The organism is Pseudoduganella sp. RAF19 (genome assembly GCF_052114165.1).
Taxonomy (GTDB): domain Bacteria; phylum Pseudomonadota; class Gammaproteobacteria; order Burkholderiales; family Burkholderiaceae_D; genus Rugamonas.
In genome coordinates, this window is sequence record NZ_JBFREF010000001.1 from 582618 (window position 1) to 605445 (window position 22828).

The 22828-nt window shown below is 64.4% G+C and carries 17 protein-coding genes; 9 read left to right on the plus strand and 8 right to left on the minus strand.

Annotation, left to right across the window (positions count from 1 at the left end; genetic code table 11):
- Window positions 1-126: 126 nt before the first annotated feature.
- Genes AB4Z19_RS02825 through AB4Z19_RS02855 form a run of 7 tightly spaced genes read left to right on the plus strand, consistent with a single transcriptional unit; the run spans window position 127 to window position 5362 of the window.
- Complete coding sequence (locus AB4Z19_RS02825) at window positions 127-1107, plus strand: alpha/beta fold hydrolase (RefSeq protein WP_442034192.1); 981 nt, start codon at window positions 127-129, stop codon at window positions 1105-1107.
- A gap of 11 nt (window positions 1108-1118) precedes the next feature.
- Window positions 1119-1772: a hydrolase gene (locus AB4Z19_RS02830; protein WP_442025877.1), complete on the plus strand. Its 654-nt coding sequence runs from the start codon at window positions 1119-1121 to the stop codon at window positions 1770-1772.
- A 23-nt stretch (window positions 1773-1795) separates the two neighbouring features.
- Window positions 1796-2089, plus strand: a complete 294-nt coding sequence (locus AB4Z19_RS02835; protein ID WP_442025878.1) for a XapX domain-containing protein — start codon at window positions 1796-1798, stop codon at window positions 2087-2089.
- Window positions 2067-3947: an amidohydrolase gene (locus tag AB4Z19_RS02840; protein WP_442025879.1), complete on the plus strand. Its 1881-nt coding sequence runs from the start codon at window positions 2067-2069 to the stop codon at window positions 3945-3947. The genes AB4Z19_RS02835 and AB4Z19_RS02840 overlap by 23 nt, the downstream gene beginning before the upstream one ends.
- On the plus strand, window positions 3947-4321 hold the full coding sequence (locus AB4Z19_RS02845) for a DoxX family protein (protein ID WP_442025880.1): 375 nt from the start codon (window positions 3947-3949) through the stop codon (window positions 4319-4321). Before AB4Z19_RS02840 ends, AB4Z19_RS02845 begins: the two co-directional genes overlap by 1 nt.
- Window positions 4314-5009, plus strand: coding sequence for a YoaK family protein (locus AB4Z19_RS02850; protein WP_442034194.1), 696 nt, complete (start codon window positions 4314-4316; stop codon window positions 5007-5009). Before AB4Z19_RS02845 ends, AB4Z19_RS02850 begins: the two co-directional genes overlap by 8 nt.
- Before the next feature lie 8 nt (window positions 5010-5017).
- Window positions 5018-5362, plus strand: coding sequence for a hypothetical protein (locus tag AB4Z19_RS02855; RefSeq protein WP_442025882.1), 345 nt, complete (start codon window positions 5018-5020; stop codon window positions 5360-5362).
- On the opposite strand, the gene AB4Z19_RS02860 is transcribed toward AB4Z19_RS02855, so the two are convergent.
- A complete protein-coding gene (locus tag AB4Z19_RS02860) occupies window positions 5359-5985 on the minus strand; it encodes a response regulator transcription factor (RefSeq protein ID WP_442034196.1) in 627 nt (208 codons plus the stop codon). The genes AB4Z19_RS02855 and AB4Z19_RS02860 overlap by 4 nt on opposite strands.
- A gap of 17 nt (window positions 5986-6002) precedes the next feature.
- Window positions 6003-6821, minus strand: coding sequence for a sensor histidine kinase (locus AB4Z19_RS02865; protein WP_442030414.1), 819 nt, complete (start codon window positions 6819-6821; stop codon window positions 6003-6005).
- A 177-nt stretch (window positions 6822-6998) separates the two neighbouring features.
- Here AB4Z19_RS02865 and AB4Z19_RS02870 point away from each other — a divergent pair, with 177 nt between their 5' ends.
- Together AB4Z19_RS02870 and pbpC are read left to right on the plus strand one after the other, a co-directional pair.
- Window positions 6999-12047: an alpha-2-macroglobulin family protein gene (locus AB4Z19_RS02870; RefSeq protein WP_442034198.1), complete on the plus strand. Its 5049-nt coding sequence runs from the start codon at window positions 6999-7001 to the stop codon at window positions 12045-12047.
- A gap of 5 nt (window positions 12048-12052) precedes the next feature.
- Window positions 12053-14380 carry a penicillin-binding protein 1C gene (gene pbpC / locus AB4Z19_RS02875; RefSeq protein WP_442034200.1) on the plus strand — a complete coding sequence of 776 codons (2328 nt, stop codon included), beginning with the start codon at window positions 12053-12055 and terminating at the stop codon, window positions 14378-14380.
- A gap of 62 nt (window positions 14381-14442) precedes the next feature.
- Here pbpC and AB4Z19_RS02880 read toward each other — a convergent pair whose 3' ends face one another.
- The 6 genes from AB4Z19_RS02880 to AB4Z19_RS02905 form a co-directional block, all read right to left on the minus strand.
- Window positions 14443-15792 (minus strand): amino acid permease, encoded by a 1350-nt coding sequence (locus AB4Z19_RS02880; protein ID WP_442034202.1) that lies wholly within the window; start codon window positions 15790-15792, stop codon window positions 14443-14445.
- A gap of 144 nt (window positions 15793-15936) precedes the next feature.
- The gene (gene dsbD, locus AB4Z19_RS02885) at window positions 15937-17922 is read right to left on the minus strand and encodes a protein-disulfide reductase DsbD (RefSeq protein ID WP_442034204.1); all 1986 of its coding nucleotides are present in this window, start codon (window positions 17920-17922) and stop codon (window positions 15937-15939) included.
- Window positions 17919-18812, minus strand: coding sequence for an FAD:protein FMN transferase (locus AB4Z19_RS02890; protein ID WP_442025609.1), 894 nt, complete (start codon window positions 18810-18812; stop codon window positions 17919-17921). Before AB4Z19_RS02890 ends, dsbD begins: the two co-directional genes overlap by 4 nt.
- The gene (locus tag AB4Z19_RS02895; protein WP_442025610.1) at window positions 18809-19939 is read right to left on the minus strand and encodes a DUF3570 domain-containing protein; all 1131 of its coding nucleotides are present in this window, start codon (window positions 19937-19939) and stop codon (window positions 18809-18811) included. Before AB4Z19_RS02895 ends, AB4Z19_RS02890 begins: the two co-directional genes overlap by 4 nt.
- Window positions 19940-19950: 11 nt before the next feature.
- Window positions 19951-20172 carry a DUF4266 domain-containing protein gene (locus AB4Z19_RS02900; protein WP_442025611.1) on the minus strand — a complete coding sequence of 74 codons (222 nt, stop codon included), beginning with the start codon at window positions 20170-20172 and terminating at the stop codon, window positions 19951-19953.
- Window positions 20169-22823 carry a choice-of-anchor D domain-containing protein gene (locus AB4Z19_RS02905; protein ID WP_442034205.1) on the minus strand — a complete coding sequence of 885 codons (2655 nt, stop codon included), beginning with the start codon at window positions 22821-22823 and terminating at the stop codon, window positions 20169-20171. The genes AB4Z19_RS02900 and AB4Z19_RS02905 overlap by 4 nt, the downstream gene beginning before the upstream one ends.
- Between the last annotated feature and the right edge of the window lie 5 nt (window positions 22824-22828).

Sequence of the window (22828 nt, forward strand, 5' to 3'; positions counted from 1 at the left end):
GAACCTTCCTTACTCCAGCTCCTACCCCGATTGGGGGATGCCGTACTAGCCGAAATCGGGGATGCTCCAAGACGTAGCGACCCATAAGATGGCGATGCAATGACATCCCAACAAAAGGAGCTATTAATGGATGAACTGGAACAGGCGGGCGCACCAAATTCGCGCCGCCGCAAGGTGCTGCTGGGCGCCGCAACCGTCGCCGCGGTGGCGGGTGCCGCATCGCAGGCCGTAGCTGCGCAAAAGACTGCACCATCGGCGCAGGCCAGGAGCGGTCATGGCTCCACTATCACCACCCGCGACGGCGTGGAAATCTACTTCAAGGACTGGGGCCCGCACGACGGCCAGCCGGTCGTCTTCAGCCACGGCTGGCCGCTGAATGCGGACAGCTGGGAGTCGCAAATGATCTTCCTGGCGTCCAAAGGCTATCGCTGCATCGCCCATGACCGCCGTGGCCACGGCCGTTCCAGCCAGCCCTGGGATGGCAATGACATGGACCACTACGCGGACGATCTGGCCGCAGTGCTGAACCACCTGGACATCAAGAAAGCCACCCTGATCGGCTTTTCGACCGGCGGCGGCGAAGTGGCGCGCTATATCGGCCGTCACGGCGAGTCGCGCGTGGCCAAGGCAGCCCTGGTGTCGGCCGTGCCGCCACTGATGCTGCAAACCCCGAACAACCCGGGCGGCCTGCCGAAAAAAGTGTTCGACGATATCCGCGCCGGCTCCATCGCCGACCGCTCCCAGCTTTACCTGAACATCGCCAGCGGTCCGTTCTACGGTTTCAACCGTCCAGGCGCCAAAGTCTCGCAGGGTCTGATCAATTCGTGGTGGATGCAGGGTATGACCGGTGGCCACAAGAACACCTACGACTCCATCGCCGCTTTCTCGGAAACCGACTTTACTGCAGACCTGAAGAAATTCACCGTGCCGACGCTGATCGTGCACGGCGATGATGACCAGATCGTGCCGATCGACGCGGCAGGCCGCGCTTCGGCCAAGCTGGTGAAAAACGCGAAGCTGATCGTGTATCCAGGCGCGCCGCATGGCCTGACCGATACGCATAAAGATAAACTCAACGAAGACCTGCTGGCCTTCATTCAAGCCTGAAAGGAGCAATCATGACCGTGAACGCAACCCCAACCCCTGGCAAACTGCTGCTGTCCCCAAAGGATCACACCCTGATCCTGATCGACCACCAGTCGCAGATGGCCTTTGCTACCCATTCCATCGACGCCAACACTCTGCGCACCAACACCGCCCTGGTGGCGCATGCCGCAGCGGGCTTCGGCGTATCGACCATCCTGACCACCGTCGCCGAGAAGAGCTTCTCCGGCCCGATCTTCGACGAGATCAAGGAAGCCTTCCCGAAAGGTGAAGTCACCGACCGTACTTCCATGAACACCTGGGAAGACGCCAACGTGATCGCCCGCGTCAACGCCATCGGCAAGCAGCGCCTGGTGTTCGCCGGCCTGTGGACTTCGGTTTGCATCGTTGGCCCGACCCTGTCCGCACTGGACCAGGGCTTCGAAGTGTACGTGATTGCCGATGCATGCGGCGACGTGTCCGACGAAGCCCACGAGCGCGCCATGGAGCGTATGATCCAGGCAGGCGTGCGTCCAATGACCTCCCTGCAGTACATGCTGGAACTGCAGCGTGACTGGGCTCGCACCGAGACTTACGAGCTGACCACCGGCATCGCCCGCAAATACGGCGGCGCTTACGGCCTGGGCATCATCTACGCCAAGACCATGTTCAACGCCCACGAGGGCTGATGCAGCAACCGGGGAGTGACAAAATGAAGATGTACATCGTATCGCTGGCTGCCGGCGTACTGGTTGGCCTGATTTACGGTTTCCTCAACGTGCGCTCCCCGGCGCCGCCCATCGTGGCGCTGGTCGGGCTGCTGGGGATTCTGGTAGGCGAACAACTGCCGCCGCTGATTCGCCAGATGTGGCAGCCCGAACAAACGCAGACGTCATTCCTGGAAAAGCAGGTCAAGCCGCATTGCTTCGGCGAGCTGCCTTCCGGACCCGACTGCAAAAATGAATCTACTGGAGTAGCCGCAAATGAGCACCCAACCAAGTCCTGACCTGATCCTGCATAACGGCCGCTTCACCACGCTGGACCGTTCCAATCCCGAAGCCACGGCGGTGGCGATCCGCGACGAGCGCTTTGTCGCCGTTGGCAGCGACGCGGAAGTGATGGCGCTGGCCGGACCGGCTACCCGCAAGATCGATCTGCACGGCAAGCCCGTGCTGCCAGGCCTGATCGACAACCACCTCCACATCATTCGTGGCGGTTTGAATTTCAACCTCGAACTGCGCTGGGATGGCGTGCGCTCGCTGGCCGACGCCATGGCGATGCTGAAGGCGCAAGTCGCCATCACGCCGGCGCCGCAGTGGGTGCGCATCGTGGGCGGCTTCACCGAGCACCAGTTTGCCGAGAAGCGCCTGCCGACGCTGGAAGAGATTAACGCCGTGGCGCCGGATACGCCGGTGTTCATCCTGCACCTGTACGACCGTGCGCTGCTGAACGGTGCTGCGCTGCGCGCCGTGGGCTATACCAGGGACACGCCACAGCCTCCCGGCGGCGAGATCCTGCGCGACGGCCAGGGCAACCCGACCGGCCTGCTGCTGGCGAAGCCGAATGCCGCCATCCTGTACGCCACGCTGGCGAAAGGACCCAAGCTGCCGATCGAATACCAGGCCAACTCCACGCGCCATTTCATGCGCGAACTGAATCGCCTTGGCGTGACGGGCGCGATCGACGCCGGTGGCGGCAATCAGAATTATCCCGAGGATTACCAGGTCATCGACCAGCTGGCCAAGGACAAGCAGCTGACCATCCGCCTGGCCTACAACCTGTTCACGCAAAAGCCCAAGCAGGAAAAGGAAGACTTCCTGAACTGGACGCAAGCGGTGAAGTACCAGCAGGGCGATGACTACTTCCGCCATAACGGCGCCGGTGAAATGCTGACCTTCAGCGCGGCCGACTTCGAGGACTTCCGCCAGCCGCGTCCCGATATGCCGGCGAATATGGAAGACGACCTGGAAGGCGTGGTGCGCATCCTGGCCCAGAACCGCTGGCCATGGCGCATGCATGCGACCTACGACGAAACCATCAGCCGCGCGCTGGATGTATTCGAAAAGGTCAACAAGGATATTCCGCTGGCGGGCCTGAACTGGTTCTTCGACCACGCCGAAACCATTTCGCAGCGCTCCATCGACCGCGTCGCGGCACTGGGCGGCGGCGTGGCTGTGCAGCACCGCATGGCTTACCAGGGCGAATACTTCGTCGAGCGCTATGGCGCGGCTGCGGCCGAAGCGACGCCGCCGGTGAAGAAGATGCTGGAGTCCGGCGTGCGCATTTCGGCCGGTACGGATGCGACGCGCGTCGCTTCCTACAATCCCTGGGTATCGCTGTCCTGGCTCTCCACCGGCAAAACGGTGGGCGGCGCGCAGATCTACCCGCGCGCCAATTGCCTGAGCCGCGATCAGGCGCTGCGCATGTGGACCGAAAACGTCACCTGGTTCTCCAACGAGGAAGGCAAGAAAGGCCGCATCGCGGTTGGTCAATTGGCCGACCTGATCGTGCCGGACCGCGACTTTTTCACCTGCGCCGAAGCCGACATCGCCGACACGACTTCGCTGTTCACCATGGTGGGCGGCAAAGTGGTTTACGCGGCGGGTCCGTTCCGCGAATACGACCAGGCGCCGCCACCGGCGATGCCTGACTGGTCGCCAGTACGCCAGTACGGCGGCTACGGCGCCTGGGGCAAGCAGGAGAACGCACCGCTGGCCAAGGCGCAAGCTGCAGCCTGCGGTTGCGCGCATTCCTGCCAGGTTCACGGCCACGGCCACGGGACTGCCTGGACAAGCAAGATTCCGGTTGCGGACCTCAAGGAGTTCTGGGGCGCGCTGGGTTGCGCTTGCTGGGCGGTGTGGTGATGCAGCGGGTATTCCTGCTGATGCTGTGCGCTGCCTACATCCAGGGCAGCGTGGAGAAGCTGTTGGACTTCAACGGCGCGATCGGCGAGATGCAGCACTTCGGCCTGCCGCTGCCGGTGCCCATGGCGGCGGCAGTCATCATTTTCGAATTGACTGCATCGGCCATGGTGATCTCGGGCTGGAAGCGCTGGCTGGGCGCCGTCGCGCTGGCGGCGTTCACGGTGATGGCGACCTTCCTTGCCAATCGTTTCTGGGCGCTTCCGGTTGGGCACGAGCGCATGATGACCGAAAACGGCTTCTTCGAGCATATCGGCCTGGCCGGCGCCTTCCTGCTGGTGGCATGGCTGGACTGGAAAGGAGGGCGCAATGCCTGAACCGCGTCCGCTGCAAGGCGCTTCCCTCGGTTTCATCGCCGGCTATGTGGACACACTGGGCTTCATCGGCCTGGCCGGCTTGTTCACGGCCCATGTGACGGGTAACTTCGTGATGATCGGCCGCACCATTGTCGATCCCACGCAAGACTTGCTGATGAAGCTACTGGTATTCCCTGTCTTTATTCTCGCCGTGATGATGACGCGCGTGCTGGTCGCGAGCTGGCAGGCCGGCGGCAAGCCGGCACTGCGCAACGCCATGCTGCTGCAGTTCTTCCTGCTGCTGGGCTGCATGGTGCTTGGCTGGGCGACGGGCGCGCGCACTGCGTTCGACAGTCCCCTCGTCGTGCTGACCGGCATGCTGGGCGCCGCCGGGATGGCGGTGCAAAACGCCTACGGCAAGCTGCTGCAGGGGAAAGAGGACGCCACCACGGTCATGACGGGCAATGTGACGATGATGTCCATCGCCCTGGTTGACGCCATGCGCGGCGACGCGGAAGCGCAAGCCCGCGCGCGCCGCCTGGCCGGTCCGATCTGCGGCTTTGGCGTAGGCGCCATCAGTGGTGCGCTGGCGTGGAAGTTTGCCAGCTTCCTCGGCTTGCTGCCGGTGATCGTGCTGCTGGCGGTGCTGGCCTGGCAGGCGGGCCGCCGCGAAGCACAGGGCGCCACAGCGGCGCAACGGGCCGGATGATGCAGCGCATGTTTCCGATGTTCCCCCTGGGCTGGCCCGGCTTCGCGCTGGTACTGCTGCGCGGGGCGGTGTCGGTTCAATTGACCACGCTTGCCGGCGCCCAGGTTCACGCCCCGCTGGCTGGTGTCGGTCTGTTGCTGCTGGGCGGGTTGCTGCTGCTTGGCCTGCTGACGCCGATCGCCAGTGCGCTGGCGGCATTGGCGGAATTATGCTTGGCCGCGCTGGGGGAGGGTGTCACGATGACGTCCGCCTTGCTGATGCTGGACCCGCTGCTCCTGCTGCTGCTTGGCCCCGGCGCTTATTCCTGCGATGCCCGCCTGTTTGGCCGGCGTCTGATTTCGCTGCCCGATTAAAGATTGATGATGCCGCGCCGCAAGGCGATGGTGACGGCGTGCGTACGGTCATTGGCCATCAGCTTGGAGAGAATGCTCTTCATATGCGCCTTGACCGTTTCTTCCGAAATTTCCATCTTCACCGCGATGCGCTTGTTCGAGTTGCCGCTGGCCGCATGCTGCAGGACCTCGGTTTCGCGTCCGCTCAGCGCGTTCTGGCCCATGTACTGAGCCAGCTCCATCATGATCTCGGACGGAATGCGGCGAATGCCCTTGTTCACGTCGCGGATGGTATCCAGCAGGTCCTTGCGCAGGGTGCTCTTCAGCAGGAAGCCCATGGCGCCTGCCTGCACTGCGCGCAGGATCTGGGCATCGCCCTTGAAGGTGGTGAGCATCACAAAGCGCGCGTCCGGCACGTGGCGGCGGATTTCCTGCATCGCCGTCACGCCGCACATTTCCGGCATGGCGATGTCCATCACGGTAATGTCGGGGCGCAGGTCCAGGAACCGCTGCACCGCCTCGCGGCCATTGCTGGCCTCACCCGAAATCTGCATATCCGGCTGGCTGGCGATGGCTTCGGCCAGTCCTGCGCGCAGCAAAGGGTGGTCGTCCACCACCATCACGCGGATCGGTCTTGCTTCCATATTCATCTCGCTTGTCCTTAATGCCGGAACAGAATCCGGTCCAGCCACTGCTGCGAGGCACGCGACGCACCCTGGCCATAAGCCAGCGGGCCGTCCAGTGTCAGCACCACTTCCGTGCCCTTGCCCATGCCGCTCCAGATATCGAGCTGGCCGCCGATGCAGGCCGCGCGTTCGCGCATGCCGGTCAGGCCCCAGTGGCCGCGGCGTCCGCCGATACCAAGAGTTTGTTCATCAATTCCGCGTCCATTATCGCGCACATGCAGACGGAATGCATTACGGCCGTAACTGAGCAGGACTTCCACCACCGTGGCATCGCCATGGCGGAAGGCATTGGACAGCGCCTCGCGTGCGATGCAATAGATATCGTCGCTGACCAGAGGATGCAGATGCGTGGGCGTGCCTTCGACGGCGAATTTGTACTTCTTGCCGTGTTCCGCTGCCATGCCCTGCACGGCGGCGCGCAAGGTGGAGGCCAGATCGCTGCCGAACTCCATGCCGGCCCGCAGGTCCATCACCTGGTCGCGGCCCGCCACCACCATCTGGTCGGCTTCGTCCAGGATGGATTCGATCGCCACGCGCAGCGGGTCCTTGGTGGGCAGGGGATTGATGACGGTTTGCAGGCGCAGGGTCAGGCTCTGCACGCCCTGCAGCAGGGTGTCGTGCAAGGCGCGCGCGATGCGTTCGCGCTCCAGCTGGCGGGCCCGCACTTGGGCGTGGCTGCGGGCCCGCGCACGCAAGGTGCGCCAAAGATAAACGCCGCCGATCAGGGCGAGAGCGGCCAGCGCGATCAGCAGCGCGGGCAAAGATGAGGGTGCGTCATACGGCATGGCGGACATTTTCTACTCTAACAACATTTTCCGCCTCCCCATATCGAGGGGGGCATCAAAAAATCCTACCGTTCAGTATTCCACTATGGGCGACGATTGCAAGCCGATAGAGTGACAATTCGCGAGTTTTGCCCCAGAGCATTTCTTGTATTATTTGATATCTTTACAAGAGCCTGGGAAGAGCGCATGAATAAAAAGTTGTTGGCGGGAGGCGTGCTGGCGGCGGTGGTGGTGGCGACGGCAGCCGGCATGTGGTGGATGAAGCGGCCCAATGCGCCGCGTCCGGCCGTGGGCGACGCGGTGATCGCGAACCCCAATGCGCCGTTCACCGTCAACAGTTGCCAGGCGCGCCTGCATGACGACCAGCCTGCGCTGGCCGTGATGTTCTCCGACGTCGTGGCCGAGGGCCAGCAGCTCGACCAGCTGATTGAAGTGATCGATCTCGGCGACGGCAAATCCACGCCGGCCGAATCCAAGCCCGACGAAGCAAGCCAGAAGGTAAAGGGCTCGTGGGTGGTGGCGGATAATCCCCATGTGCTGGTGTTCCCCTTTGTGAAAGCGGGCCACCGCTACAACATCAAGATCGGCCAGGCCATGGCGGGCAGCAATGGCCGCAAGCTGGCCGACGTGCACAAGTGCGAGGTGTTGAGCGACGAGATGGCGCCGTCCTTCTATTTCGCGAGCAAGGGCACGGTGCTGCCGGCCGGGCTGAATGGCGGCCTGCCGGTGGTGACGGTGAATATTCCCGAAGTCGATGTGGAATTCCTGCGCGTGGCGCCGGGCAAGATGCAGAAGTTCTTCGATCTGGTGTCCGGCCACCGCAGCAACAGTTCGGGTGAAGAGGACTACAGCGATTACTGGGAATCCCGCAATCACTTCAAAGGCCAGACCTACGGCTACCAGCTGAATGCACTGGAGGGCATTGCCGACAGCGTGTACAGCAACCGCTTCGTTACCAATGAGGTGAAGAACAGCCGCAAGGTCAGCTTCCTGCCGGTGGAAAAAATCACGGAGCTGAAGGACCCAGGCGTCTATGTGGCCGTGATGCGCCGTCCCGGCCACTTCCAGGACGATTACCAGGTCACCTATTTCTATGTCAGCGATATCGGCCTGCACTTGCGCCGCCAGGTCAAGCAGACCGACGTGTTCACCACCTCGCTCAAGTCCGGCAAGGCGCTGGGCGGCATCGATATCGAAGTGCTGGGCGAGGGCGGCAAAGTGCTCCAGCGCGGCAAGACCGAGGGCGATGGCCACGGCGTGCTGCCAGGCCTGCCGGATGCGGCGCAGCTGCTGATGGTCAGGCGCGACAAGGAAATGTCCGTGGTCCAGCTGCGTGAACCGGGCCTTGACCTGTCCGAATTCGATATCGGCGGCCACCTGCCGCGCGATGTGAAGCTGTTTGCATGGTCGGGACGCGATCTGTATCGTCCGGGCGAGAAGTTCACCGTGTCGCTGCTGGCGCGCAGCGCCGAGGGCACGGCCTTGCAGCCGGCGCCGGTGAAGGTCGAGTTGAAAAAGCCGGACGGCGAAACGGTCAATTCCAGCATGTGGCAGCCCAATGCGAAAACGCCGGGCTATCTGCAGCAGCGTATCGATCTGCCGCCGGATGCGGCCACCGGCAAATGGGCGCTGGAATTCCGCGCCGACCCGGCATCCAAACGTCCCGATGCGATCTATTCCTTCCAGGTGGAAGAGTTCCTGCCGGAGCGCATGAAGCTTACCCTGACCACCGATCAGGCGCCTTTGCCGCGCGATGCCGGCTCCTTCACGGTGGATGTGCAGGGCGATTATCTGTACGGCGCACCAGCCGCGGGCAACCGCCTGCTGGGTAACGTGGCGCAGGAGCGTGCCCGCAATCCCCTGCCAAAAGAATGGCCGGGCTTTATCTTTGGCGATGTGGCCGACGACAGCGCCAAGGCGCATGGCGAGCTGCCGGAAACCGCGCTCGATGACAGCGGCAAGGGCAGCGTGGAAGTGCCGGTGAAGAGCGATGCCCTGAGTTCTCCGCTGCGCGTGCGTGCCTCATTCAGCCTGCTGGAATCGGGCGGCCGTCCGGTGGTGCGTTCGGTGGAACGCCTGTGGTGGCCTGGTCCGCAGATGATCGGTATCCGTCCGGCCTTCGATGCCGATGTGGCGCGCGAAGGCAGCATGGCCGAATTCGAACTGGTGCGGGTGGACCCGGCCGGCAAATTCGTGCCGCTGAACGAAGCGGCCTTCCGCCTGGTGCGCGAAGACCGTCAATACTACTGGCGCTTCGATGCCGACCGTGGCTGGCATTCCGGCTATTCGGAAGCGGAGGAGACCGTACAGGCGGGCGCTGTGGCGCTGAAGGCCCGTGCCAAACTGACCCTGCCGGTGCAGTGGGGCCGCTATCGCCTGGAAGTGACCGACCCGGTCACCAAGCTGGTGGCGCGCTACCGCTTCTACGCCGGCTGGAATGCGCAGGACGCCGAGAACATCGGCAATCGTCCGGACCGCGTACGCGTGCAGCTGGAAGGTGCGCCGGCCAAGCCGGGCGGTGAAGTGAAGCTGAAAATCCTGCCGCCGCATGATGGCGAAGCGCTGGTGATGGTGGAAGCGGACAAGGTATTGTGGAGCACCCGCACATCCGTCAGCGTGGATGGCACCACCGTGACCATCCCGGTCGACAAGAACTGGAATCGCGCGGACATGTATGTGTCCACCGTGGTGTTCCGTCCCGGCAGCCAGGGCGACCGCGTGACGCCGGCGCGTGCCGTTGGCATGGCCTGGCTGCCGCTGGACCGCAGTGCGCGCAAGCTTAAGGTGAGCCTGACCGCACCGCCCCAGGTGGAGCCGGAAAAGCACATGACCGTCAAGGTCAAGGTGGATGGTGCGGCAGGCAAGGCGGCCATGGTGACCGTGTCCGCAGTGGATGTGGGCATCCTGAACATCACCAGCTTCAAGACGCCTGATCCGTTCGATTTCTTCTTCGGTAAGCACCGTTTCGGCCCTGAGCTGAGCGATATCTACGGCAAGCTGATTGAGCGCATGGACGGTACGCCGGGCAAGATCAAGTGGGGCGGCGACGCCGGCAAGCGCGATACGCGCAGCATGCCGAAGAAGGTCAAGCTGATCGACCTGTTCTCCGGTCCCGTGCAGCTGAATGCGAAAGGCGAGGCGGATATTCCGCTGGATATCCCGGACTTCAATGGCACCCTGCGACTGATGGCGGTAGCTTCGACGGCCGAATCCTACGGCAGCACGGACCGCGAAGTGACGGTGTCCGCGCCGATCGTGGCCGAGCTGGCGCTGCCGCGCTTCATCGGGCCTGGCGACAAGTCCACGCTGGCGCTGGATGTGACCAATATGATGCCGGGCGAGCAGGATATCTCCATCAAGCTCGATGCCGACCGTCTGCTGAAGGTGGCGGAGGGCGAACGCACACTGAAGCTGCCGACGCGCCAGCGCAAGATCCTGCGCTTCAATATTGAGCCGACCGAGCCTTATGGCCTGTCGCGCATTACGCTGGACGTGAAGACAGGCGGCGCCAAACCCGTGGTGTTGCATCGCGAATTCGCTCTGCAGATCCAGCCGCCGGTAGCGCGCGAACAGGACTCGGTGCGCCTGCGCATCGAGCCGGGCGCCACGCAGAAGCTGGATGCGGCCATGGTGGAACGCTTCTTCAAAGGCTCTGCCACCCTCAGCGTGACCATGTCGAACAAGCCGCCGCTCAATGTGCGCAGCATCGTCAAGGGCTTGCTGGACTATCCGTATGGCTGCCTTGAGCAGACCACCAGCGCGGCTTATCCGCATGTGCTGATCGACGAGGAGGGCGCCAAGGCAGTCGGCCTGGAGCCGCACACCCGTGAGCAGCGGGCACGCTTCATCGAGGGCGCGATCGGCCGTATCGCGGGCATGCAGGGCAGCGCGGGCGGCTTCCGCCTTTGGAGCGGCGATAGCGGCAGTTACGAAGCCTGGCTGACGCCTTATGTGACGGGCTTCCTGATGGATGCGCGCGAAGCCGGCTTCAATGTGCCGGAAGACATGACGAAAAAAGCGCAGCAGTGGATGACCGATAAGCTGAATGGCGCCGGCGGCCAGTTCCCAGGCCTGCCTGCCAACCTGAAGCCGGATGCGGAGGGGCGCTACGACTGGCGCGATTACGACCTGCTGCGCAACAGCCATCAGCGCTTCGCCGAGCTGGCGCATATTGGCTATATGCTGGCGCGTGACCAGAAAGCGTCGCTCGCTTCGCTGCGGCTGCTGTACGATCAGTACCGCGACCGCGCGCGCTCGCCGCTGCCGCTGGTTCATCTCGGTATCGCCTTGCAGCTGATGGGCGACGCCAAGCGCGGCGAGGCGGCCATCAACGAGGCCATGTCGCGTCCATACGGCATTCGTTCCAACTGGGACTGGGACTGGCTGGGCGACTATGGCACTGCAGTGCGCGACAATGCGCTGGCCTATGCACTGATGGTGCGCCACAAGGTCAGCCATCCGCAGCGCGAATCCCTGTTGATTGGCATGTCGGAGCGGCTGAACAACAAACACTATTACTCGACTCAGGAGCGCCTGGCGCTGTTCCTGGCTGCGCGGGCTGCCGGCGGCACGACCTCCGAGCCATGGCAGGCAGTGCTGAAAACCGGCGATACCAGCCAGTCGCTGAGCTCACAGGCCAGCGAAGTGCGCAGCATCGATCCGGCGCTGGCCGTGAAGGGCATCTCGATCGAGAACAAGGGCAAGAACCCGCTGTGGCTGGAAGTGGAAGCCAGCGGCTATCCACTCAAGGCGCCGGTGGCGAGCACCGACAAGATGACGCTGGAACGCCACTGGTTCAACGTGAACGGCAAGCCGTGGACGGGTGGCCAACTGAAAGTGGGCGACATGCTGTTGGTGCGCGTGACGGCGAAATCGAAGCAGCCCATTGAGGATGCGATGATCGTCGACCACATTCCGGCCGGTCTGGAAGTGGAGAATCTGAACCTGTCGCAAGGCCCGCAGGCCGGTGATTTCGAGGTCGAAGGCTTCAACCTGGCGCAGTCCATGGCCGATGAACGCATCAAGCATACGGAGTATCGTGACGACCGCTTCGTCGCGGCAGTGCGGCTGAACGACAATCCGATCCGCCTGTTCTATATGCTGCGCGTGGTGACGCCGGGCCGCTTCAGCGTGCCGGGCACCTTCGCGGAAGACATGTACCGTCCGGGCATCCGTGCATACGGCCCGTCGCCTGAAGCGGTGACCGTGGTCGATCCGCGCGGAGCAGGGAAATAGCGGCCATGGCCTGGCTGCGCGCCCATCCGCTGCGCGCAGCCCTGGCTGGCCTGCTGACTTTCCTGCTGCTGCTTGACCAGTTGTTCCCGCCACCGCTGCCGCGCGACATGCCCGGTCTGCTGGTGGTGGCGCGTGACGGCGAGCCTTTGCGCGGCTGGCCGGATGCCGATGGCGTATGGCGCATTCCGGTCAAACCGGAGCAAGTCTCGCCCCGTTATCTGGAATCGCTGCTGGCGTATGAGGACCGTTGGTTCTACTGGCATCCGGGCGTCAATCCAGTGGCCATGCTGCGCGCGGGCTGGCAATGGATTACGCAAGGGCATATCGTGTCCGGCGGCTCCACGCTGAGCATGCAGGTAGCGCGGGCGCTGGAACCGGTCCCGCACAGCATGGGTGGCAAGCTGCGCCAGATCGCGCGTGCTGTGCAGCTGGAACTGCGCCTGTCCAAGCACGATATCCTGACGCTGTACCTGAACCATGCGCCGATGGGCGGCATTGTGGAAGGCGTGGAAATGGCCAGCCGCAGTTATCTGGGCAAGCGCTCGTCCCAGTTGTCCTCCGCGGAATCGGCGCTGCTGGTGGTACTGCCGCAAGCGCCTTCGCGGCTACGGCCCGACCGACATCCGGACGTGGCGCAGCAGGCGCGCGACAAGGTGTTGCGCCGCATGGCGACGCTGGGCCGTTGGCCGCAATCGGAAGTCGATGACGCGCTGATGGAAAAAGTCGGCGCCAATCCGCCGCGCCTGGCCTGGGTGGCGCCGTTGGCAGCCGAGCGCCTGCACCAGGCGGCACGCCGCGCAGCGCGCAAAGGCCAGGCCAGGACTGTGGTGCATTCGACGCTGGACCGCGAAATGCAGGCGACCGTGGAGCGCATGCTGGCCGACCGCGTTGGCCAGTTGCCGCGCTTCGTGTCGATGGCTGCGCTGGTGATGGATACGCATAGCATGGAAATCCTGGCCTACGCCGGATCGGCCGATTTCTCGGATGCGCGCCGCTTCAGTCATGTGGACATGGTGCGCGGCATCCGCTCGCCCGGCTCCACGCTGAAGCCTTTCCTGTACGCGATGGCGCTGGACGAAGGTTTGATCCATTCCGAAAGCCTGCTGGCCGATACGCCGCAATCCTTCGGCGGTTACGACCCCGGCAACTTCCAGGCCAGTTTCTCCGGACCAGTCAGCGTGTCGGAAGCCTTGCAGCGCTCACTGAACGTGCCGGCCGTGGATCTGCTGGACCGTATCGGCCCGGCGCGCTTTGCGGCGCGCCTGTCCGCCGGCGGCCTGCGTTTGCGTTTGCCGCGCGACGCCGCGCCGAATCTGAGCATCATTCTGGGCGGCGCCGGCACCAGCCTGGAAGAACTGGTGGGCGCCTATCGCGCGCTGGCGGCGGATGGCGTGGCGGGCACGCCGCGCATCACGCCGGATGCGCCAGTGCATGAGGCGCGCCTGATGAGTCCCGGCGCGGCCTTCATCATCCGCAATATCCTGGAGGGCGGTGGCCATCCGGACCAGCCTTTCGTTGAACAGGATACCAGCGGCGTGCGGCTGGCCTGGAAGACCGGCACCAGCTATGGTTTCCGCGATGCGTGGGCGGTTGGCGTGAGCGGGCGCTATACGCTGGGTGTCTGGATCGGCCGTCCGGATGGCACGCCGAATCCTGGTTTCTTTGGCGCGAACGTGGCTGCGCCACTACTGCATCAGATCGCGTTGTCCCTGCCGCGCAGTGCGCCGATATCGCATGCACGGCCGGCCGAAGTGTCGGTGGCCCAGGTCTGCTGGCCACTCGGCACGGCTGCGGCGCAAACGCCGCCGGAACATTGCCATGTGAAGCGGACGGCCTGGGTGCTGCGCGATACGATTCCGCCCACGCTGCCGGATCGCCTGCGCTCGCGCGGCCTGCTGGAGCAGGTGTGGCTCGATCCGAAGACGGGCTTGCGCACCACGCCTGCCTGCCAGCCGCTGGCGCGCCAGCGTGAAGTGGCGCGCTGGCCGGCCTTGCTGGAAGCCTGGCTGCCCGCCCAGCAGCAGGAAGCGCTGGGGCTGACGCCATGGTCGCCGGACTGTCCCGATACGCGTTCGGTCGGCAGCGTGCGCCTGGTCGGCCTGCGCGATGGCAGCCGCCTGCGTTCGGCGCCGGGGCAGAAGGAAGTGAAGGTGACGCTGGATGCGGTGGGCGGCACGGGCCGCCTTTGGTGGCTGCTGGACGGACAGCCGGTGCCGGTGAACGGCAGCGGGCGCCGCCAGAGTTTTACGCTGGGTGGAGCGGGCCGGCATAGCATCGCCGTGGTGGACGGCGCCGGCCATTACGATAACCTGGTCGTCGGCGTCGATGGTTAAACCCAGGGCGTGAACCCGGTGCCTGCCACGCCGTGGCAGGCACCAGCCGTTGCTGTGTGGTGTTAAACAGCGACCGTGGCGTCCTTGCTGCCTTTGCTGCGGAAACCGATATACAGTACGCCCAGCCACACCGGAATCAGGTACACCGAAATGCGCAGGTCCGGCGTCAGGCACATCACCGCCAGGATACCGGCCAGGAAGGCCAGGCACAGGTAATTAGTGAGCGGATAGCCCAGGCTCTGGAAAGCGGTCACCTTGCCTTCAGCCTTCTTCTGCGCGCGGAACCGCAGGTGAATCCAGCTGATCATGCCCCAGTTGATAATCAGTGCGGACACCACAAGTCCCATCAGCACTTCAAACGCCTTGCCCGGCATCAGATAGTTCACCACCACGCAGATGCCGGTAGCGAAAGCCGAAACGCCCAGCGCCGCCAGCGGCACGCCGCGCTTGTTCACGGACAGCAGGACCTTCGGTGCATTGCCTTGTTTGGCCAGGCCGTACAGCATGCGGCTGTTACTGTAAACGCCGCTGTTGTAGACAGACAGGGCGGCCGTCAGCACCACGACGTTCAGTACCGTCGCCACCACATTGCTGTTCAGGGCATGGAAGATCAGCACGAAGGGGCTGCCGCCGGTGACTACTTTCTGCCATGGATACAGCGACAGCAGCACGCCCAGCGCGCCGATGTAGAAGATCAGAATGCGGTAGATGGCCTGGTTGGTGGCCTTCGGGATAGTCACGGATGGATTGTCCGCTTCCGCCGCCGTGATGCCGATCAATTCAAGGCCACCGAAGGAGAACATGATCACGGCCATCGCCATGACCAGTCCGTCCACGCCATTCGGGAAGAAACCGCCGTGCTGCCACAGATTGGCCACCGTCGCCTCCGGTCCGGCGCTGCCGGACAGCAGCAGATAAGCGCCGAAGCCGATCATGCCGACGATCGCCACCACCTTGATGATGGCGAACCAGAATTCCATCTCGCCGAAAGCCTTGACATTGGCGAGGCTGATCGAATTGATAATGAGGAAGAAGGCGAGTGCCGACACCCAGGTTGGAATCGCCGGCCACCAGTATTGGACGTAAATGCCCACGGCCGACAGTTCGGCCATGCTGACCAGCACATACAGCACCCAGTAATTCCAGCCCGACATGAAGCCGGCCAGGTGGCCGCAGTATTTGTCCGCAAAATAGCTGAAGGAACCGGCGACCGGCTCGTCCACCACCATCTCGCCCAGCTGGCGCATGATCAGGAAGGCGATGAAGCCTGCCACCGCGTAGCCAAGCAGTACGGAAGGCCCGGCCATTTTGATCGTCTGGGCGATACCCAGGAAAAGGCCGGTGCCGATAGCCCCGCCCAGCGCGATAAGCTGGATATGGCGGCTCTTGAGTCCCCGTTTCAGTTCACTCATTTCTCTTTCCGGAATGTGATAGAAGCGGGTGATTCTAAAGCATTTTCAGCCTGATACCGGGGATTTCAGAGGCCATGCCCGAAGATGTCCGCATCCGGGTTGTGGCCGATGTCGATCAAAGCGCCGCTGACGGCCAGTGCTCCCTTAGCTGGCTGCGCGCTGCAGCTGCCGGACGAAGGATTCGGGCGGCATGAAGCCGATGACGCGGGCTTGCGGTACTTCCTTGCCGCTGGCGTCGAACAGGATAATGCCGGGTGGCCCAAACAGCTGGAAGCGCTTCATCAGAGCGCGGTCGTCGGCGTTGTTGGCCGTCACGTCAACCTGGATCAGCTGCATGCCCTGCATGGTGGCGGCGACTTTGGACTCCGAGAAGGTCATGCGCGCCATCTCCTTGCAGGACACGCACCAATCGGCGTAGAAGTCGAGCATGACCGGCTTGCTGGCGCTGGCCAGCACTTTGTCCAGTTCTGCAACGGTGCGGATGCGCGTGAAGCGCGGGCCTGCGCGTGAGGCCGTTTGTTCGGCCGCCCCCGTACCGCCGCTGCGCAGGTGGGCCAGCGGCTGCAGCACGTCGGTGCCGGAGCTGGCGGCGCCGACCAGTTCGAATAGTCCGCCCAGCAGCATCAGCACGCCCAGCGCCTTGGCGGAGTAGGCGCCGATGCCGGCGCCCTGCGGCAGTGTTTCGCCCACGCGCAGGAAGGCGGCGCACAGGATGGCGAAAGCGCCCCACAGCGCCATGGCGCCGGTGACCGGCAGTACGGGACTGATCATCCAGATGGCGACCGCGATCAGCAGCAGGCCGAAAACTTTCTTCACATTGTTCATCCAGGCGCCGGCTCTTGGCAGCAGGCTGCCTGCAGAGAGTCCCGTCAGCAGCAGCGGTACGCTCATGCCGGCCGCCATCGCGAACAGTGCCCAGCCGCCGGTGGCGGCGTTGCCGGTCTGGCTGATGTAGAGCAGAGCGCCGGCCAATGGTCCGGCCACGCACGGGCCGACGATCAAGGCGGACAGCGCACCCATGATAAATACGCCTGCGATCTTGCCGCCGCTCTGTTTTCCGCTCGATTCGCTCAAGCGGCTTTGTAGGGCGCTGGGCAGTTGCAGCTGATAGACGTCAAACATCGACAGGGCCAGCGCAACCAGGAGCGCGCCGAATGTCAGCAGCACCCAAGGCTTTTGCAGCGCACCCGCCAGACCTTCGCCCGCCAGGCCCGCGGCCACGCCAAGCGCGGTATAGACCAGGGCCATGCCCAGGCTATATGCGGCCGCCAGCAGCAGGCCGCGTTTGCGCGTGACCTGTCCCTCGCCGACGATGATCGACGACAGGATCGGCACCATCGGCAGTACGCAGGGCGTGAAGGAGAGCAGCAAGCCAAAGACGAGGAAAGCGCCACCAATCCGCCACGCGCTGCCGCTTTGTAGCGTGCGCTGGGCGAGCGACGTATCGTCCTCCACGGGGGAAGCCGCCCGCTGTCCGCCCGCGGCGCCGTCATCCGCAGCAGCCAGCCGCCGCCCGTCCGGCGCGCCGCCCGCAGCGCCGCCATCTGCAGGCGCCTGGCGCCGATTATCCGCCGCGCCGCCCGCGGCGGCGGCCGCACCTTCCCGGTCCGCGTTACCCGCACCTCGGGCAGGCGCGGTACCGGCGCCGGTGTTGGCGGCGGATGCAAGGGTGCTGGCCGTCGTGGGGGCGGCGTCGCTTGCTCGCGCGGTGAGGGCGCCTGGAGCGGTGGGGTTGACGGTGAACGTGCGCGCTACTGGCGGGTAGCACAGGCCCGCGTCCGCGCAACCCTGGTAGCCCACTGTGAGCTCGAACGGCGCGGCACTCGACACCGGCACGCTGACGTCGAGCGCAGAGTAATAAGTCTCCATCTCCTTGCCGAAATTCTCGTCATACTTGCGCTGGCCAGTTGGCAGCTTCGGCTGCGTCACGCCCGGACCAGTGAAGGACAGGCGTTCGCGATACAGGTGATAGCCCGGCGGCATTGCCCAATGCAGCGACACGATATGAGCATCGCGCAATTCTGCCCTGAGCACGAACGCTTGCTCTGGCGGCAGAAAATCGTCCGCCAGCGCGGAAGGCAGCCATGCCGCGAGCAGCAGCGCGCATAGCCAGTGAAAGATCGACTTCATGGAGTTCTCCGAAAAATGCGGCCTTCGTTGTCGATGGGCAGATAGCCCATGCCGGAGCGCTCGAGAAAATCGAGCCCGTCTTCCTCCAGCAGCATGGCCGTCGTTGTGCAGCTGCCTGCGGTGATGGCCAGCGGTGCGACGACGCTGATCGAGCGCCAGTACGACACCGGCATGCCGTTCAGTGGATTCAGCACATGGCAGTAGCGCCGTCCATTCACTTCAATAAACCGTTCATAATCGCCGCTGGTCGCCAGTGCGCCGCGTCCCAGCGGAATACTGGCGACAGTGGCGGACATATCTCGCGGGTCCTGAATGCCGATGTCCCAGGCCTCGCCATCCGAGCGTGGTCCGAGAAAGCGCATATCCCCGCCCAGATTCACATAACCGTGTTGGACGCGCAGCCCAGCCAGCACCTCGGCCGCGCGGTCCACCGCATACTCCTTGCCGAAGCCGCCCAGATCCAGCTCCATGCCGCGCAGGGGCAGAAAGATGGAATGCCCGTGGCGCACAACTTTGTTCCAGCCCACCAGCGGCAGGACCGCGTCCAGCGCGCCATCCTGTGGCATGATCCCGTGGCGAAAATCCCAGACCTGGCGCAGCACGCCGGACGTGATATCGAAGCGCCCCTCGCTGGCGGCGTAAAGCGTGTCCGCATAGCCCAGCAAGGCAAGCGTTTCATCGTCGCACTCCACTTCGTGCGAGCCTGCCGCTGTGTTGATGCGGCCAATCACGCTGTCGGCGCGGTAGCGCGAATATTTGCTTTCGATGCGGCGCACTTCATCGATCGCCTGGGTGGCCTTGGCGCGCGCAGCGTCGGTGTGGGCTGCCGCGATGCGGATCTCGCAGCGGCTGCCCATGGCGGAAAAAGCGGCAGTGTAGGTATCGTTCACCACAATCGTGTAAAGCCAATTTGCAGACTGGTGGCGCGCAGCGGCGCCAGGCCTGGGCTGCCGTCGCCGAATGCGCGCCAGGAGCCGCGTTGCTCGTAGCGTTCCACCTTCAAGTCCACGCTCCAGTCCTTGCCGATTTGTTTGGCGACCTTGACGCCCGCCGTAATCGCACCAAACGCCGACAAGCGCTGGTCCGCCGAAGTAAAGGCCGTGCCGCCGAACACATAACCGGGCGGGAAGGGCGCACCGAATTTGGCGTCGTACACAGGATCGAAGTAGAAATCGGCGGCGCGTTGCGAATACAGGCGCAGGGTGGGCGTGATGGTCCAGCCATGCGACAGCGACTGCACCCATTCCGCCGACAGCGTGTGTGCACTGATGCCAAAGCTGTCGTGGTAGTAGCGGTAGCTCAGGCGGCTGGTGGCATCGCGCTCGATGAAGCGGTGATTCCACTGAAGGAGCACGGTATCCTGATCGCGGCCGCGCGGCCGGTTGTCGACCAGCTTGTAGGGATCGGAGTAGTAACCGTGGCCGCTGCTGTGCGTGTAGGTGGCCTGGCCGATATCGACCGGCGTGAACACGCGCGTCACGCCTGCGAGGATGCTCAGTGTTTGCCGGCCTTCGTTCACCACCAGATTGTTGACGGGATTGATGGTGTCGTCCGAACCGCCGATGCCCAGCGCCCAGGTCGTGTTCTTGTCTTCACTGACCAGCGTTCCTTGCAGCGACAGGGCGCGCGAGCGGTAATCATGCTCGGTGGAGAAGGCCGCGCCCACGCTGACCGTGCCGCGCGACAGATAGCGGGTGATTGTCACGTCGCCTGCCTTGCGCAAATCGTCCATCTGTGACGCGCCGGAAATGGCCGTGTGATAGCGTGGCGACGCACCGGAGACATCGTCCACGGTGGCACTGCCCGCAATCGACCATTCGCCTGCCACAGGCGTCATGATGGAAACGGAGGGCGAATGTACGCGCACGCGGTCGAGTCCCGGTTGGTCTTCCTTGTAATACAGGTATTTGACGCTGATGGCGCCGCGCTCCGGCGGCGATTCGGCGTGGGCCAGGCCCGGCAGCAGCATGGCCGCTGCCAGCAGGGCTTGGCCTACGGGGGGTTTGTTATTCTCCATGGTGTTCCCTGTCAGTTGCAGCCGCAGCCGCCGCCACCGACGGCGCTGCCGCCGGAGGCAGCTTCCTTGCTGGCGTAAATGTGTTCATTGAAGCGGGTTTCGAGGGCGTCGCCCTGGATCAGCATGTCCGGGCGCGCCAGTTCACCTCTTTCCCAAGGCTGCACCGGCGGCAGCGCGCAGCCGGACAGCGCGGCAACAGCGCCGCACAGCGTAATGACGATGCGGGCCTTCATTTGATCGCTCCCAATGCCGCCTTGATGCGGCTTTCCAGCGCCTCACGATCGGCGGGACGGAAGCCGCTGTGCTCATACAGCACCTTGCCGTCCGGGCCAATCAGCACGCTGCTTGGCATGCCCTTGATGCCATAAGTGCGCGGCGCGGTGCCGCTTGGGTCGAAGGCGATCACGAAGCGTGCGGGCGTGTCGGCGAGGAAGCTGCGCGCGTCTTCGGCTTTGGCGTCGACATTGATGCCGACAATCTGCAAGCCCTGGCCGCCGTAGCGCGCCTGCATTTCATTCATCCAGGGGAAGGACTGCCGGCACGGCCCGCACCAGGAAGCCCAGAAATCGATGTACACCAGTTTGCCGTGGTACTGGTCCAGATTCACGGAGCCGGCAGGGCCGCTCAGCGCGAAGGTTGGCGCAGGCTTGCCTGGCTCCAGCGCGGAAGCGGGGGAGGGCAAGGCCAGTACGGCGCAGGCTGCGACGGCTGCCAGCGTGCCGGCGACGGCCACGGCGCGGGCAGCGCCGTGCTGCGTAGCGCGTGCCTTGCGGCGGCGCCAGAACAGCACACCTGCTGCGAGCACTACCAATACGGCAAGCATGGGATCGTTGCCGTTCTGCGCAGCGGAGCATCCACCACCGCCGCGGTTTTGGACCAGGCCATTGTTGACAGGGGCTGCTGCGAAGCCCTGGCCGCTGAGGGCGATGGTCCAACTTGCGCCCGTGGCTTGCAACGTCACAGTGCCGCTAACGTTGCCGGTGGTGGATGGGGTGAAGCGCACAGGCAGGTCGCACGAGGCGCCGGCTGCGAGTGTCAGCGGGAAGGCGCCGCAGGCATTGCTGTCGCTGCTGGCTGCAAACGGGCCGCTGAAAGTTGCGCTATTAATGATCAGAGCTGCGCTGCCGGTATTGGTCAGCGTGAAGCGTTTGACGGGGCCGGCGTCGCCGACATTGGCGCTGCTGAAGTCGAAGGATTGCGGGTTGACCGTGAGCGACGGCGTGGTCACCGGAACTGCCACGCCGCTGCCGTTCAGGCGCACGCTGAGCTGCGCGCCGCCATCGGTCATCAGGACCAGGTCTGCGGTGCGCGCGCCAGCTGCCGTGGGCTTGAAAGCCGAGATGATGGTGCAGCTGGCGCCGGGGCTGACGGTGCCGTTGACGGCGCAACTGCCTGCCAGCGTGAAGTCGGCGGGATTGCTGCCGCTCAGTACCAGCGAGGAAATCTTGAGCGCCGCATTGCCGTTGTTGCTCAGTGTCGTGGTGTGGGTGGCTGCCTGCTGGCCTACTTGCGTGTCGGCGAAGGCAACCGGGCTGGTATCGGACAGCACCGGGCGCGCTACCGCTGCCGTGGTGCCTGAACCGGTGATGCCTACCGACAGGTCAGGCGCATTGGAACGCACCAGCAAGGTTGCCGCCGCATTGCCTTCCGCTGTGGGCGCGAAGGCCAGCGGCACATTGCAGCTGGCCGCTACAGCCAGCGTGCCGCCGCAGCCGCCGCTGCCGATCGTAATGCTGGCCGCGCCGCTGACGGCGATGCTGCTGAAGGTCACGGGCACATTGCCGCGATTGGTGATGCTCACGTTTTGCGTTGCCGCACCGGCCCCGACGGTCTGGGCGCCGAATGCCACCGCCGTTGGATTGGCTGCCAATGCCGGCGCCGGTGCGCTCGCGCTGCCCGACAGGCCAATCGCCACCGCGCCATTGCTGGCGTTGGACGCCAGATTCAGACTGCCGGCAAACGGGCCGGCGGCCGTTGGCGTCGCCACCACAGTGACCGTGCAGCTGCCGCCCGCCGCCACCGGTGCAGATACAGCGCAGCTGCCGTCCAGTGTGAAGATGCCCGCATTGGCGCCGGACAGGCTGATGCCGCTGAAATTCAGCGGCGCCTGGCCCGCATTATTGACAGTGATGGTTTGCAGCGGCGATGCGGCGCCCGTTACCAGCGCGCCGAAATTGAGCGCGTTGGCGGAAACCGCGAGAGTCGCCGTCGGCGTGGCATTGCCTGTGCCGCTCAAGGAGACGCTGCTGCTGCCACCGGTCGCGTTATGGCCGATGTTCAGCGCCGCGCTGCGCGCGCCGCCCGCGGTGGGATGGAACACCAGTTGCACATTGCAGGTCGCGCCCGCGGCGACCGAGCCGCCCGCACTGCAATTACCGCCGCTGATGACGAAATCTCCGGCATTGGCGCCGCCCACGCCGACCGCGCTGATGTTCAGCACCGCATTGCCGGTGTTGGTGAGCGTGGTGCTGAGGGCAGCACTGTCCTGTCCGACCGTGGTGCCGGCGAAGGTCAAGGTGGTGGGCGCCAGCGAGGCCGCCGGCGCGGCCGTCACGTTTGGATTGCCGATAAAGGCTGCCAGGTCCGCGATTTCGGCGGACGAAAATTTGCCGTTGAAGAGAGAACCCATGCCGCCCAGGTTGGCGGCGAAAGCGTTGCTGATGACAGTCGGATTATTGGCTGCCCGGAGGATGCCGTTGACGTTATTGGCAGGCGTCGGACCGTGGCAGGAGGCGCAAGCGGTGCCGCCGGACACAGGCCCGTTCAGGTACAGGCTCTTGCCGTTCAGTGCATCGGCTGCTTGTGCGACGGGCGCCAGGGACAGCACGGCCCAAAGTCCGGCGGCGAGCAGTCCACCGCGGCGGGGCATTCGAATTCGGTTCATCGCTT